11 protein-coding genes are annotated in these 14578 nt (G+C 71.6%); 10 read left to right on the forward strand and 1 reads right to left on the reverse strand.

What is annotated here, in order from left to right; all coding sequences use genetic code 11:
• Positions 1-31 precede the first annotated feature (31 nt).
• On the reverse strand, positions 32-1822 hold the full coding sequence (locus ACWEFB_RS13900; RefSeq protein WP_452285391.1) for an alkaline phosphatase D family protein: 1791 nt from the start codon (positions 1820-1822) through the stop codon (positions 32-34).
• 152 nt (positions 1823-1974) lie between these two features.
• On the opposite strand from ACWEFB_RS13900, the gene ftsY reads away from it, so the two are divergent.
• The 10 genes from ftsY to ACWEFB_RS13950 all read left to right on the forward strand — a co-directional run bounded on the left by ftsY (position 1975) and on the right by ACWEFB_RS13950 (position 14577).
• Positions 1975-3168, forward strand: a complete 1194-nt coding sequence (ftsY, locus tag ACWEFB_RS13905) for a signal recognition particle-docking protein FtsY (RefSeq protein WP_452285393.1) — start codon at positions 1975-1977, stop codon at positions 3166-3168.
• Positions 3169-3173: 5 nt separating this feature from the next.
• The gene (locus ACWEFB_RS13910; RefSeq protein ID WP_326560437.1) at positions 3174-4004 is read left to right on the forward strand and encodes an aminoglycoside phosphotransferase family protein; all 831 of its coding nucleotides are present in this window, start codon (positions 3174-3176) and stop codon (positions 4002-4004) included.
• Positions 4005-4294: 290 nt separating this feature from the next.
• Positions 4295-5689, forward strand: coding sequence for an ammonium transporter (locus tag ACWEFB_RS13915; protein ID WP_452285395.1), 1395 nt, complete (start codon positions 4295-4297; stop codon positions 5687-5689).
• Between the two features lie 25 nt (positions 5690-5714).
• Positions 5715-6053 (forward strand): P-II family nitrogen regulator, encoded by a 339-nt coding sequence (locus ACWEFB_RS13920; RefSeq protein ID WP_173041812.1) that lies wholly within the window; start codon positions 5715-5717, stop codon positions 6051-6053.
• Between the two features lie 10 nt (positions 6054-6063).
• Positions 6064-8337 carry a [protein-PII] uridylyltransferase gene (locus tag ACWEFB_RS13925; RefSeq protein ID WP_452285397.1) on the forward strand — a complete coding sequence of 758 codons (2274 nt, stop codon included), beginning with the start codon at positions 6064-6066 and terminating at the stop codon, positions 8335-8337.
• A gap of 330 nt (positions 8338-8667) precedes the next feature.
• Positions 8668-10224, forward strand: coding sequence for a signal recognition particle protein (ffh, locus tag ACWEFB_RS13930; RefSeq protein ID WP_452285399.1), 1557 nt, complete (start codon positions 8668-8670; stop codon positions 10222-10224).
• Entirely contained in the window at positions 10221-11318 is a 1098-nt protein-coding gene (locus ACWEFB_RS13935; RefSeq protein ID WP_452285401.1) for an amidohydrolase family protein, read from the forward strand. The genes ffh and ACWEFB_RS13935 overlap by 4 nt, the downstream gene beginning before the upstream one ends.
• Before the next feature lie 410 nt (positions 11319-11728).
• A complete protein-coding gene (gene proS, locus ACWEFB_RS13940) occupies positions 11729-13135 on the forward strand; it encodes a proline--tRNA ligase (RefSeq protein ID WP_452285403.1) in 1407 nt (468 codons plus the stop codon).
• Between the two features lie 89 nt (positions 13136-13224).
• Positions 13225-13845, forward strand: a complete 621-nt coding sequence (locus tag ACWEFB_RS13945; protein WP_452285657.1) for a DUF402 domain-containing protein — start codon at positions 13225-13227, stop codon at positions 13843-13845.
• A 165-nt stretch (positions 13846-14010) separates the two neighbouring features.
• Positions 14011-14577 (forward strand): hypothetical protein, encoded by a 567-nt coding sequence (locus ACWEFB_RS13950; protein WP_452285405.1) that lies wholly within the window; start codon positions 14011-14013, stop codon positions 14575-14577.
• The last annotated feature ends 1 nt before the right edge of the window (position 14578 follow it).

The raw sequence follows: 14578 nt of genomic DNA on the forward strand, positions 1-14578 counted from the left end.
CGTCCGTCGGCGGAAACCGCCCCTGATCAGCCTACGACCGGCTCGGCCCGGCGGCCTCCGTCGGCCGGGCGAGGTGCTGGTGGCCGACCACCCGCAGGACCCCGTCCTTGCCGGTGCCCTCGATCACCACCTCGGCCGCCGGGCCGGTGTGCCGCAGGCTGCTGATCGCGTTGCCGAAGTACGGCCCGGTCAGCCGCCGCCAGCGCACCCCCGGCCGCCGCACCCCGGCGGTACGGGCCAGCGCCCGCGCCGCCCCGCTCGGGCCGGGGTGCCACCCCAGCTTCAGCAGCGGGCGCATGAACGCGGGCACCTGGTTGTGGATCGGGGAACAGGTCAACTGGTGTACGGGGGTCTTCACCTCGTCGGTGAACTGCGCCCGGGCGACGTACGAGTGGTGCACGTCGCCGGAGAGCACGCTGATCGACGCCGGTGCCGGGTACGCCGGACCCGCCCCGACCAGCGCCGGGGCGTCACCACCGTCGGCACCGGCATCCTCGGTCCGGCCGGTCCCGATCCGGGCGAAGAGGGCGGCCAGGGACTCGAACGACCGGTCGAAGGCGGCCCAGTGCTCCAGGTCGAAGGCCCGGCGCAGCCGCTCGGCGAACGCGGCCACCCGGGGGCGGCGGGAGTCGGCGAGCCGCTCGTTCCACGACTCGACGTGGTGTACGGCGGGCGGGAGCAGCCAGGGCAGCGACGAACCGACCACCAGGTGGTCGTACCGGCCGTGGGCCCGGTCGACGAACCAGGCCCACTCCTCGGGCGAGAGCATCGACCGCCGGGACCGGTCCAGCACCCGGCCGCACCGGTTGTCCAGCATCACCAGCCGGGTCCGGCCGATGTCGAGGCCGTAGCTCCACTGGTAGCGCCCGACCCGTACCGGCCCGCCGAGCGGGTCGCCACCGGCCACGCCCCCCGTGGTGTGGCCGGCGGCCTCGGACACGTGCGCGTCCACCTGCTCGCCGAACTCCCGCAGGACCGAGGTGGCGTCCTCGGCGGCGACGACCTTGGCGTAGACGGGGTCGGCCGCGACCTCGTCCGGGTCGAGGTTGCCGAGGTGCTGGTAGACCCAGTAGGAGGCGATCCCGCTGGCGATCCGCTCGTTCCACCAGGGCTCTTCGCGTACCTCGGCCCGCCAGCGCGCCGAGGTGTTCCAGTCGTCGATGATCTCGTGGTCGTCGAACATCATCACGCTCGGCACGGTTGCCAGCAGCCAGCGGATCTCCGGGTCGCGCCAGGACTCCAGGTAGAGCTTGGTGTACTCGTCGAAGCTGACCACCTGGTCGGCCGGGGCGCCGTGCGGTCGGTGCCGGCGGCGGCTGAGCAGCTTGCGGACCGTCGGCGAGGTCTGGTCCGCGTACACCTGGTCGCCGAGGAGCACCATCAGGTCGGGCAGGTCGGCCGCCGCGTCCCCGCTGGCCATCAACCGCCGGGCGTACGCGTCGAGGGCGTCCGGCGGGAGTCGGCGGGCGGTCGCGTGCTGGGTGGTCTCCCGGCACGAGCCGAAGATCAGGTGCACCGGTTCGGTCTCGTCGTCGCCCCGGGTACGGATCAGGCTCGGCGGGTACTTCGAATCGGGCTGCGGCCAGACCAGCTCGTCGTCGAGCCACACCTCGTACGGTTCGGCGCTGCCCGGCGTCAGCCCCTCCACCACCACCAGCGCGTAGTGGTGGTCGAAGGCGGTGAACGTGGCGGCCGTACCGCTGGCGCCGGAGGCGGTCCGGACCCGGGCGACGGCGGGTGAGCTCGCCTCCACCCAGACGGTGGCGCGGGTGCCGACCACGCGGCGCAGCAGCGGGCCGATCAGCAACCGACTTTCGGGCATCGTTGGACCTCCGAGGGGTGGGTGAACCCATCCTTGCTACCCGGCGGGTCCGACCGCCATCCGGGTTCCGCCGGAGGGTACCGGTGATCTCCGCCGCGCCCATCGGGAGCGGCGGCTGGGCCGGCCGAGCCGGCATCTGTCAGGATTCCCGCATGGAGTACCTCGTTCTCGCGCTGATCCTGCTAGGTGTGCTGCTGCTCGGCACCGTCGGCCTGGTGGTGCCGCGGCTGCGTCGGCGGCCCGAGCCGCCCCTGCCGCCCGAGACGAGCGTGTCTACCCGCCCCACCGGCGTGATCACCCCGGAGGCCCCGGAAGTCACGGAACCGCAGATCACCGACACGGTGACCGCGCCGCCGCCGGTGGCGCCGCCGGCCGAACCGGCACCGACGCTGGAACGCCCGGAACCGACCGCCGGCCGGCTGGTCCGGCTGCGGACCCGGCTGTCCCGTTCGCAGAACGTGTTCGGCAAGGGGCTGCTCACCCTGCTCAGCCGGGACCACCTCGACGAGGAGGTCTGGGAGGAAATCGAGGACGCACTGATCACCGCCGACGTCGGCGTGGACGCCACCCGGGAGATCGTCGACCGGTTGCGCGAGCGGACCGCGGTGCTCGGCACCCGTACGGCGCGTGACCTGCGCACCCTGCTCGCGGTCGAACTGGTCAACGCGCTCGATCCGGGGATGGACCGGGCACTGCGGGCCACCGCGCACGACGGCACCCCCGGTGTGGTGCTGGTGGTCGGGGTCAACGGCGCCGGCAAGACCACCACCTGCGGCAAGATCGCCCGGGTGCTGGTCGCGGACGGTCGTACGGTGCTGCTCGGTGCCGCGGACACGTTCCGGGCCGCCGCCGCGGAACAGCTCACCACCTGGGGCGGCCGGGTGGGTGCCGAGGTGGTCCGGGGACCGGAGGGAGCCGATCCGGCGAGTGTGGCATTCGACGCGGTCCGCCGGGGTATCGAACTCGGGGTGGACACCGTACTGATCGACACCGCCGGGCGGTTGCAGAACAAGGTCGGCCTGATGGACGAGCTGGGCAAGGTCAAGCGGGTGGTGGAGAAGCACGGCCCGGTCGACGAGACGCTGCTCGTACTGGACGCCACCACGGGGCAGAACGGGCTGGAGCAGGCCCGGGTGTTCATGGAGGTGGTCGACGTGACCGGGGTGGTGCTGACCAAGCTCGACGGCACCGCCAAGGGCGGGATCGTGATCGCCGTACAGCGCAAGCTCGGCCTGCCGGTCAAGCTGGTCGGCCTGGGCGAGGGCCCGGACGATCTGGCCCCGTTCGACCCCGCGCAGTTCGTCGATGCGCTCATCGGCGCCGATCCGCTGGGCGCCGAGGCGTAACCTCGGTGGCCTACCGTGAACCGCCGCCGCGCATCGGGAGACCGTACGTGACTTCGCAGGAAATTCCACTGCACGGCGGCAACGTGAGCACCGTCGTACGGGTCGGTGACACCGTCCGGCGCAACGCCGGGCCGTGGACGCCCTCGGTGCACGCGCTGCTGCGGCACCTGGAGTACGTCGGGTTCACCGGCTCGCCCCGCGCGCTCGGGATGGACGAGCGCAACCGGGAGGTGCTGTCCTACCTGGAGGGGGAGTGCGGGGAGTACCCGCTCGCCCCGCACTGGGTGACCGACGAGGCGCTGGTCACCGTCGCCACGATGCTCCGGATGTTCCACGACGCGCAGTACGGCTTCGCCCCGGTCACCGGCGCGGTCTGGCGCTCGTTCGGCCCACCGCCGCCGGACACCGAGGTGATCTGCCACCACGACGCCGCCCCGCACAACGTGATCTGGCGGCCGGACGGGACCCTCGCGCTGATCGACTTCGACCTGGCCTCACCGGGTGCCCGGATCTACGACGTGGCGTACGCGGCCTGGACCTGGGTGCCGCTCTTTTCCGACCGGGACTCGTACACGCTGGGGTGGAAGCGGCCGAACCGGCCCCGCCGGCTGCGGTTGTTCGCGGACGCGTACGGTCTGATCCCACGGGACCGGCACCGGTTGGTGCGGACCATCCGTAAGCGGATCGTCGACCATGTCGAGGGGATCCGTCGGATGGCGGCGGCGGGCGAGCCGGCGTTCGTACGGATAGTGCACAAGGGCCATCTGCGGCGTCCGATGCGCGATCTCCGCCTGCTGGATTACGAACGGCACACCCTGGAGTACGCCCTCCGTTGATCCGTGTCGCTTTCCGTATACCTCCGGCGCGCCTTTCGGCTGATATGCCCCCACCCGTTCTATCGACTGTGAGACTTTCTTCACACGTACGAAACAACTGGTGACGGGCCGGAAACGCGGTGGAGACCCTGGGTGAAACAGCCGGCCGGGAAGCTTCCGCCCAACCGGCGCACGGGCGGCGCTGCCCCTGGGTCGGTGGAAGTTTCGGCTCGGGCAGCTAGGGCAGCGGGACAGTGCCCGGCACGAATCGGAGCTTTCGAGGGGAGGAAACTACCTTTTAGGAGGCCAGCGTGCCTGAAGCACCGACGATCGACGGCGCCAACACTACGTGGCTGCTGGTTTCGACGGCGCTCGTGCTGCTCATGACACCCGGACTGGCGCTGTTCTACGGCGGCCTGAACCGGTCCAAGGGCGTACTTAACATGATGATGATGAGCTTCTCGGCTATCGGGCTCATCTCGATTCTGTGGTGGTTCTACGGATTCAGCGTCGCCTTCGGGGCCGACGTGAACGGGCTCTGGGGCGATCCCGGTGCCTACCTCGGTACCAAGACGTTCCTCGCGGAGACCGATCTCTGGGGCGCGACCGCGGAGAACCCCAGCGGCATCGGCATTCCGCTCTACGTCTTCATGGCCTTCCAGATGGTCTTCGCGGTGATCACCGTCGCGCTGATCAGCGGTGCCATCTCCGACCGGGCCAAGTTCGGCGGCTGGCTGCTCTTCGCCTTCGGCTGGGCCACCCTGGTCTACTTCCCGGTCGCGCACTGGGTGTGGGGCGGCGGTTTCATCGGCGCCAAGATCCACGCGCTCGACTTCGCCGGTGGTACGGCAGTGCACATCAACGCCGGTGCAGCGGCGCTCGCCGTGGCTCTGGTGCTCGGCAAGCGGCTCGGCTGGCCCAAGGAGGGCATGAAGCCGCACAACATCCCGCTGGTGGCGCTCGGTGCCGGGCTGCTCTGGTTCGGCTGGTTCGGCTTCAACGCCGGCTCCGAACTGACCGTGGACTCGGTCGCCGGTCTGGCCTTCATCAACACCCAGCTCGCCACCGCCGCGGCCGTGCTCGGCTGGATCGTGGTCGAGTGGATCAAGGATGGCAAGCCGACCATGGTCGGTGCCTCCTCCGGTGCGATCGCCGGCCTGGTCGCGATCACCCCGGCCTGTGGTTTCATCGCTCCCTGGGCGTCCGTGCTGCTCGGCATCGTCGCCGGTGTGGTCTGCGCCCTCGCGGTCGGCCTGAAGTACAAGCTCGGCTTCGACGACTCGCTCGACGTGGTCGGCGTGCACTTCGTCGGTGGCTGGATCGGGTCGCTCTGGCTCGGCCTGTTCGCCACCAACTCGGTCAACGCCGCGATCAGCGACGTGGTGGGCGGCTCCGACGGTCTCTTCTACGGCGGCGGCGCGACCCAGCTCGGTCGGCAGGCCCTCGCCGGCCTGGTCGTCACGGTATGGTCGTTCGCCATCGCCTGGGTGCTGGCCTTCGTGATCGAGAAGACCATCGGCTTCCGGGTCAAGTCCGAGGCCGAGGTCGACGGGATCGACATCGCGGAGCACGCTGAGGCCGGCTACGACCTCTCCACCGGTGGCGGTAGCGGCGGTGGCGGTGCGTTCGCCATGGCCGGGATCGGCACTCCCGGTAGCACCGCGGCCGAGCCGGCCGCTCCGGTCAGCGAAAAGGTCGCCGGTTAACGTTCCTGTGATGGAGGGGTTGGACATGAAGCTGGTGACCGCGGTCATCAAGCCGTACCAGTTGGACGCGGTGAAGGAGGCCCTGCACGCCCTCGGCGTGGCCGGCCTGACCGTCAGCGAGGTCCAGGGGTACGGACGGCAGAAGGGCCACACCGAGGTGTACCGGGGTGCCGAGTACACCGTGGAGTTCCTGCCGAAGATCCGGGTCGAGGTGCTGACCGACGAGATCGACGTCGAGAAGGTCGTCGACGCGGTGGTCACGGCGGCCCGTACGGGCAAGATCGGTGACGGCAAGGTCTGGGTCACGGCCGTGGAGGATGTCGTCCGCGTCCGGACCGGTGAGCGCGGCCTCGACGCGCTCTGAGCATATGGCGATGACCAGGGGAACACCGCCGGCAGTCGGACTGACCGACGACGGAACACCGCTGCTCACCGCCGGGATCGGCGCCGCCGCACGCGAACAGCGTGCGGCGGCGCTCGACGCCTGGTTGGTGACGCTGATGCCGGCAGTACCGGCCGGGGTGGCGCTGGTCGCGGTCGGCGGTCTCGGCCGCCGGCAGTTGTCGCCGTACAGCGATCTCGACCTGGTGCTGGTGCACGACGGCGTGCCCGGCATGGACGAGATCGCCGCCGCGCTCTGGTACCCGATCTGGGACGCCCGGCTCGGCCTGGACCACTCGGTCCGCACCATCCCCGAGGCGCTCTCCGTGGCGCACGACGACGTCAAGGTCGCCCTCGGGCTGCTCGACGCCCGGCACGTCGCCGGGGACGAGGCACTCAGCAACAAGCTCATCGCCGCCGCCGGTGACCAGTGGCGGCGTACCGCCGTGCGGCAGTTGCCGGTGCTGCACCAGGTGACCGCCGCCCGCTGGAAGGCGCACGGCGAACTCGCCTTCCTCCTCGAGGGCGACCTCAAGGAGGCCGCCGGCGGGTTGCGCGACGTGGGCCTGCTGCGCGCCATCGCGTACGCCGGGATCAGCGACGCCCTCCGACCGGCCGTACGCGCCGCCCACCTGCGGCTGCTCGACACCCGCGACGCACTGCACGTGTCCCGGGGCCGGCGGGTCGACCGCCTGGTCGCGCAGGAACGGGCCGCCGTCGCCACCCTGCTCGGGCTCGACGACGGCGACGCGGTGCTGCGCCGGGTGGCCGGCGACGCCCGTACGATCAGCCACGCCCTCGCCGACGCGTTCCGGTCCGCCGACCGGCTCCGCAGCGGACGGCTGCGCGGCCCCGACAACCGGGGCGCCGACGGCCGGCTGCTGCGCCGCCCGGTCGCCCGTGACGTGGTCGAACACGACGGCGAACTCGTCCTCGCCCGGACCGCGATCGGCGCCCGCCCCGATCCCAGCCTGTCGCTGCGGGTCGCCGCCGCCGCGGCCAGCACCGGGCTCCCGATCGCCCGCGCCACCTGCGAGTGGCTTGCCGCGTACTGCCCGCCGCTGCCGACCCCGTGGCCGGCGGCGGCCCGCGCCGCACTGATCACCCTCCTCGGCGCCGGCCCCGGCCTGGTGCCCACCTGGGAAACCTGCGACCGGTACGGGCTGATCGACGGCTGGTTGCCGGAATGGCCCCGGCTGCGCAGCCTCCCCCAGCACAACCCGGTGCACCTGTTCACCCTCGATCGGCACCTGGTCCAGGCCGCCGCCGAGGCGACCGCGTACGCCCGCGAGGTGGACCGGCCCGACCTCCTGCTGCTCGCCGCGTTCCTGCACGACGTCGGCAAGGGCCTGCCCGGTGACCACAGCACCGTCGGTGCCCCGATCGCCGCCTCGATCGCCGCCCGGATCGGCCTCCCGCCGGCCGAGGTCGACCTGATCGAGAAGCTGGTCCGGCTGCACCTGTTGCTCCCCGAGGTGGCCACCCGGCGGGACCTGCGCGACCCGGTGACGATCTCCGGCGTGGCCGAAGCGGTCGGCGACAGCCACACCCTCAGCCTCCTGCACGGGCTCGCCCGCGCCGACGCCCAGGCCACCGGCCCGGCCGCCTGGTCGGACTGGAAGTCCCGGCTGATCGCCGAACTGGTCGGCAGGGTGCACACCGCACTGGACACCGGTGAGCTGCCCGACCCCCCGACACCGGATCCGGCGCTGCTGGAGGGGCCGCTGCCGGCCGTACACCTGGACGGGGCGCGGGTGGCGGTGGCCGCCGCCGACCGGCGCGGCCTGCTCGCCGCGGTCGCCGGTTGCCTGGCCCTGCACCGGCTCGAAGTGCTCTCCGCCGACGCGAGCACGGTCGCGGACCGGGGGCTGGTCGAGTTCCAGGTCCAGCCCCGGTACGGCACCCCACCCGACCCGATCGCGCTCAGCGCCGACCTGCGCCGCGCGGTCACCGGTGACGTGTCGGTGATCCAACGGCTGCGCGGCCGGGCCCTGGCCAGCCGGGGCGGCGGCGCAGCCCCGAGGGTGGTCTGGCACCGGGCCGCTGCCACCGACGCGGTGGTGCTCGAACTGCGCGCCGCCGACTCCGGTGGCCTGCTCTACCGGGTGACGAGCGCCCTGGACGAGGCCGGCGCCCTCGTCCGCGCCGCCAGGATCTCCACCCTGGGCGGCGACGTGGTCGACGCCTTCTACCTCGTCGGCGACTACTCCGACGAGGCCGAACGCGACCGCGTCGAAGCCGCCGTCCTCGCCGCCGTCACCCCCTGACGACCTCTCGCGCCTCTTGTAGAGAAAGAGGCGTTATTCGCGCCCCGATAGGCCCTCTTTCTCTACAAGAGCGACCCGCTCGGCGGGGAGCGGCGGCGGGTGCAGGTGAGCCGGGCGATGGTGAAGCTCGGCGCCCGCGATCGGGCCCAACTCGTCGTGTGCGCGTACCAGTCCGGGCTGGTCGATCCGTGAGACGAGCCGGCGGTGATCGGCGGCCGGTGGCAGCGACGCGGCGGCCGGGGTGCCGGGCGGCTACCCTAGCGTTGGCCGGAAGTGTCGCTGCCGGTCCGAGTCCTGCTCGCGGAAACTAGACAAACGGGATGTTGCGCCGTGTTTGACACCTTGAGTGACCGCCTCTCCGGGATCTTCACCAAGCTCCGTGGAAAGGGTCGGCTCACCGACGCCGACATCGACGCCACCGCCCGGGAGATCCGGCTGGCGTTGTTGGAGGCCGACGTCGCGCTGCCCGTCGTCAAGTCCTTCATCGCGAACCTGAAGGAACGGGCCCGTGGCGCCGAGGTCTCCCAGGCGCTCAACCCGGCCCAGCAGGTCATCAAGATCGTGCACGAGGAGCTGGTCGCGGTCCTCGGCGGCGAGGGCCGGCGGCTCCAGTTCGCGAAGAACCCGCCGACCGTGATCATGCTCGCCGGTCTCCAGGGTTCCGGTAAGACCACCCTCGCCGGCAAGCTCGCCCGCTGGCTCAAGGCACAGGGTCACCAGCCGATGCTGGTCGCCGCCGACCTCCAGCGTCCGAACGCGGTCGGCCAGTTGCAGGTGCTCGGCGGGCGGGCCGGCGTCGAGGTCTACGCCCCCGAGCCGGGCAACGGTGTCGGTGACCCGGTCCAGGTGGCCAAGGCGTCGATCGAGTACGCCAAGCGGGCCGCCCGCGACATCGTCATCGTCGACACCGCCGGCCGGCTCGGCATCGACGCCGAGATGATGGCCCAGGCCGCCTCGATCCGGGACGCGGTCGACCCGGACGAGGTCATCTTCGTGATCGACGCGATGGTGGGTCAGGACGCCGTACGGACCGCCGAGGCGTTCCGCGACGGGGTCGGCATCACCGGCGTTGTCCTCTCCAAGCTCGACGGTGACGCCCGCGGTGGTGCGGCGCTGTCCGTACGCGAGGTCACCGGGCAGCCGATCCTGTTCGCCTCCACCGGTGAGAAGCTGGAGGACTTCGACGTCTTCCACCCGGACCGGATGGCGAGCCGGATCCTCGGCATGGGCGACATGCTCACTCTGATCGAGCAGGCCGAACAGGCCTTCGACTCCGATCAGAAGGAGAAGATGACCGCCAAGCTGATGGGCGGTGAGCAGTTCACCCTGGAGGACTTCCTCGACCAGCTCATCGCCGTACGGCGGATGGGTCCGATCGCCAACGTGCTGGCCATGATGCCCGGCATGGGGCAGATGAAGGACCAGCTCGCCGACCTGGACGACAGCCACTTCGACCGGGTCACCGCGATCATCCGGGGCATGACGCCCGGCGAGCGGACCAACCCGAAGATCATCAACGGCTCCCGCCGGCTCCGCATCGCCAACGGCTCCGGGGTCACCGTGATGGACGTCAACCAGCTGCTCAACCGCTTCACCGAAGCGCAGAAGATGATGAAGCAGATGGGCGGCATGATGGGCATGCCCGGCGCCCGGCGCAAGGCGACCAAGTCGCCGAAGAACAAGCGCAAGGGCACCAAGGGCGGCAACCGGCCCCGCGTCGGCGGCGGTCCCGCCGGTGGGTTCCCCGGTGGCGGTGCCGGCTTCCCCGGCATGCCGCAGCTCCCGCCGGGAATGGACCCGGGCGCCGGGCAGGGCCTGCCGCCCGGCTTCAAGCTGCCGAAACTCGACTTCAACAAGCTCACCAAGCGGCCCGACGACAACAAGTGAGCCAGCTCGACCCGGTTTCACTGCACGTACGCGGAGTCCTGCTCCCCGACGACGAGGTACGTGACCTGTGGCTGGTCGGTGACCGGGTCACGTACGAGCCGGTGGCCGGGGCGCAGACGATCAACGACGGCGGGTTCGTGCTGCCCGGACTCGTGGACGCGCACTGCCACATCGGCATCGCCCCGAGCGGGCGGCCGATCACCGGGCTGGACGAGGCCCGCGCGCTCGCCGTACCGGACCGGGAGGCGGGGGTCCTGGCGATCCGGGACGCGGGTTCGCCGTACCCGTACCCGGAGTTGGACGACGAGCCGGGACTGCCGCGACTGGCCCGCGCGGGCCGGCACATCGCCCCGCCGAAGCGCTACCTGCGCGACATCGGGGTCGAGGTGCCGGCGAGCGAGTTGCGGGCGGCCGTGGCCGAGCAGGCGGCGGCCGGCAACGGCTGGGTCAAGCTGGTCGGCGACTGGATCGACCGGGACGCCGGTGACCTGGCGCCGACCTGGGACGAGGCCACCCTGACCGACGCGGTCCGGGCCGCGCACCAAGCCGGCGTACGCGCCGCGGTGCACACCTTCTCCGAGTCCGCCGTCGACATCATGGTCCGGGCCGGGGTGGACTCGGTCGAGCACGGCACCGGCCTCAGCGTGGACCTGGTCGACGAGATGGCCCGCCGGGGCACCGCACTCGTCCCCACGATGATCAACATCGACACCTTCGGTGGCATCGCCGAACGTGCCGCCGAACGCTTCCCCGGGTACGCGAAACACATGCTCGCCCTGCGCGACGGCTTCCCCGAGGTGGTCCGGGCCGCGTACGAGGCCGGCGTGCCGATCTTCGTCGGTACGGACGCCGGTGGCGGGATCAACCACGGTCTCGCCGCCGAGGAGATGCTGCTGCTGCACGAGCGGGCCGGCATGTCCACCCTGGACGTCCTCGCCGCCGGCTCCTGGGGAGCCAGAGCGTGGCTCGGCTTCCCCGGCCTGGTCGAAGGCGGCCTCGCCGACCTGGTCGTCTACGACACCGACCCCCGCACCGACCTGCGGGTCCTCCGCACCCCGAGCCGCATAGTCCTACGCGGCCAAGTCGTCCGCTGACGCATCGCCCCTTGACCGGTGCGCGCTGAGGTGTCTCGCTTGATCCACGCGCGCTGAGCTGTCGCCGAGGGCGCTCTGGGAACAGCTCAGTGCGCGTGGATCAAGCCCCCAAACTCGACCCCCGCGGCGATCGCCTCCCTCATCCCCGGCTGTGACGACTTTTCGCCCCTATGGGGGCAGCAAGTCGCCACAGCCCTGCCGATCAGCCGCCCAACCCCGCGAGTACCACCCCTCCCGCCCCGTCCCACCCCAAACGTGGGCGATCTTGCAGTTGTGGTGCCGCGAATCGTGGCCTTGGTCGGATTTGTGAACAGCCACAACTGCAAGATCGCCGTGCTCTTCGCGGTGGGGCGGCGTCGGGGGGTGGGGGTGGGGTGGGGGGTGCTGGGGGGCGCATAGGATATGCGGTCATGGCACGCGTGCTCACTCCCCGTGCGGAGGATTTCCCCCGCTGGTACCAGGACCTGATCGCCAAAGCGCAGCTCGCCGACAACGGCCCGGTGCGTGGCACGATGGTCATCCGACCAGCGGGCTACGCCATCTGGGAGCGTATGCAGGCCGAGATGGACAACCGGATCAAGGCGGCGGGGGCGGAGAACGCCTACTTCCCGCTGTTCATCCCGGAGTCCTACCTCAAGCGCGAGGCCGAGCACGTCGAGGGCTTCTCCCCGGAGCTGGCCGTGGTCACCCACGGTGGCGGCAAGCCGCTGGCCGAGCCGATCGTGGTACGCCCCACCAGCGAGACCGTGATCGGCGAGTTCATGGCCAAGTGGGTCGACTCGTACCGGGATCTGCCGCTGCTGCTCAACCAGTGGGCGAACGTGGTCCGGTGGGAACTGCGCCCCCGGATCTTCCTGCGTACGAGCGAGTTCCTGTGGCAGGAGGGGCACACCGCGCACGTCGACGAGGCGGACGCGCGGGCCTACGCCCGCCGGATCCTGCACGAGGTGTACGAGGACATGATGGTCAACGTACTGGCCATCCCGGTGGTGGTCGGGCGGAAGACCGCGCGTGAGCGGTTCGCCGGTGCGACCAGCACGTACACGCTCGAAGGCATGATGGGCGACGGCAAGGCGCTCCAGCTCGGCACCAGCCACGAGCTCGGGCAGAACTTCGCCAAGGCGTTCGACATCACGTACTCCGCCGCGACCGGGGGCATGCAGCACGCCTGGACCACCTCCTGGGGCACCTCGACCCGGATGCTCGGTGGCCTGATCATGACCCACGGTGACGACAACGGGCTCCGGGTGCCGCCCCGGCTCGCCCCGATCCAGGCGTACGTGATGGTGGTCAAGGCCGGCGACGGGGTCAGCGAGGCGGCGGTGAAGCTCCGCGACGCGTTGCGCGACGCCGGGGTCCGGGTCGTACTGGACGAGCGGGTCGACACCCCGTTCGGCCGCCGGGCCGTCGACGCCGAGCTCAAGGGCTATCCGGTACGGGTCGAGGTCGGCCCCCGCGACCTGGCCGCCGGTAACGCGGTCGTGGTCCGGCGTACGGACGGGTCGAAGACCCCGGTCCCGGTCGCCGACGCGGTCTCGGCGGTGCTCGCCGCGCTCGACGCCGACCAGAAGGCCCTGCACGACGAGGCCCTCGAACTGCGCAGGTCCCGCACCTTCGAGGTCAGCACGCTGGCCGAGGCGATCGAGGCGGCGGCCACCGGCTGGGCCCGGGTGCCGTGGTCCGCGGTCGGTGTCGAGGGCGAGGCCGAGGCGAACGGGCAGGGCGTCACCGTACGCTGCCTGGTTCGTGCGGACGGCTCGGTGCCGGACTCGGAGGACGAGCCCGACCTGGTCGCCATCCTGGCCCGCTCCTACTGAGGCCCGCTGATCCTGCGGTGTCCGCCAGTGCCCGCGACGACCTGCTGACCGGGGCGTCCGCGTCCCGGTTCGCCCCCGGCCGGCTGATCATGCACCGCAACGTGCGTCGGGGGCGGATCGGTTGGGTCCGGTCGGCCCGGGTGGTCAGCGACGACGAGCGCGGTCTGCTGGTCTGGATCGCGCGTGGTGCGCCGGTCGCGCACGAGGTCGCCGACGACGGCCGGGGCATGCGGGCGATGCCGTTCGCCGAGTGGCTGAGCCGTTCCTACCGGCTCGCCACCGGCGTCTGGGCGGGTCCGCCGCTGCTGAAGTTCCTGCCGACCGGTGCCGACCACTCGGTCTGGTTGTTCCGCGACGCCGAGGACCGGTTCGCCCACTGGTACGTCAACCTCGAAGAGCACGGGGTGCGCTGGGACGACGGCGAGGTGGCCGGGGTGGACGTGGTCGACCAGGACCTCGACATCGTGGTCGACCCGGACCTGTCCTGGCGCTGGAAGGACGAGGAGGAGTTCGTCGAGCGCCTCGCCTTCCCCGACGGCTACTGGGTGCCGGACGAGGCGGCGGTACGGGCCGAAGGACTGCGGGTGGTACGGATGATCGAGGCCGGCGAGTTCCCGTTCGACGGAACCTGGCGCGACTTCGTACCCGATCCGGGTTGGACGGTGCCGGCGTCGCTGCCGCCGGGTTGGGACCGGCCTCCGGTGCGCTGAGCGCCCGGCGGGGTCTGCGACAGCTCCCGCAGCTCCGCACCGAACCGACCGGCGAGTCCGGACAAAATGGCGCTACCAAGAGTGTCGCCCTCCTGACAGAAGCCGTAAAACCGCAGGTCAGGGCCCTAGGCTCCGGGCAAGTCGTTCCCCTGGTGGGAGGTCCCCGTGGCCGACCAGATCACCTCCTGGGCAGACCTGCAGGCACGCGCGGCCGAGATCCTCGCCCGGGTCAATGCCGACCCCCGGCTGGGCCGCGCCGCTGCGGCCAACCCGCTGCTCGCCATCGAGCGGCTGGACTACAGCATCGACCCCGAGATCAGGCCCGCCCTCGCCGACCAGCTCAGGTTGGGCCCCGGCGCCGCCGGCCGCCTCGCCGACCTGCGTCGGGAGGTCGCCGGACTGGCCGGCCGGGCGGTCGACCCGGACGACGCCGAGGACGTACGGCGGCTCCTCGTCGAAGTCGGCATCGTCGCCGTGGCACCGGGGCCGGTGCTGGACACCAGACCGCCGCGCTGGCGACCCGGTGGCGCCGGCCCGGACCCGCTCCGGCGTCTGCGCGACCAGCATCCGGTGCTGCCGCCGCTGCTCGACTACCGGCGGATCTCGGCCGCCCGGCCCCGGTTCGCACCCGAACGGATCTTCGTCGCGCTGCTCGACGGCGAGCGGACACCGCCGGTGACCGTCGTGGCCGCACGGCTGCGGCGGGGCACCCCACCGACCGCCGACCTGTAGT

The organism is Micromonospora sp. NPDC004704 (assembly GCF_053601675.1).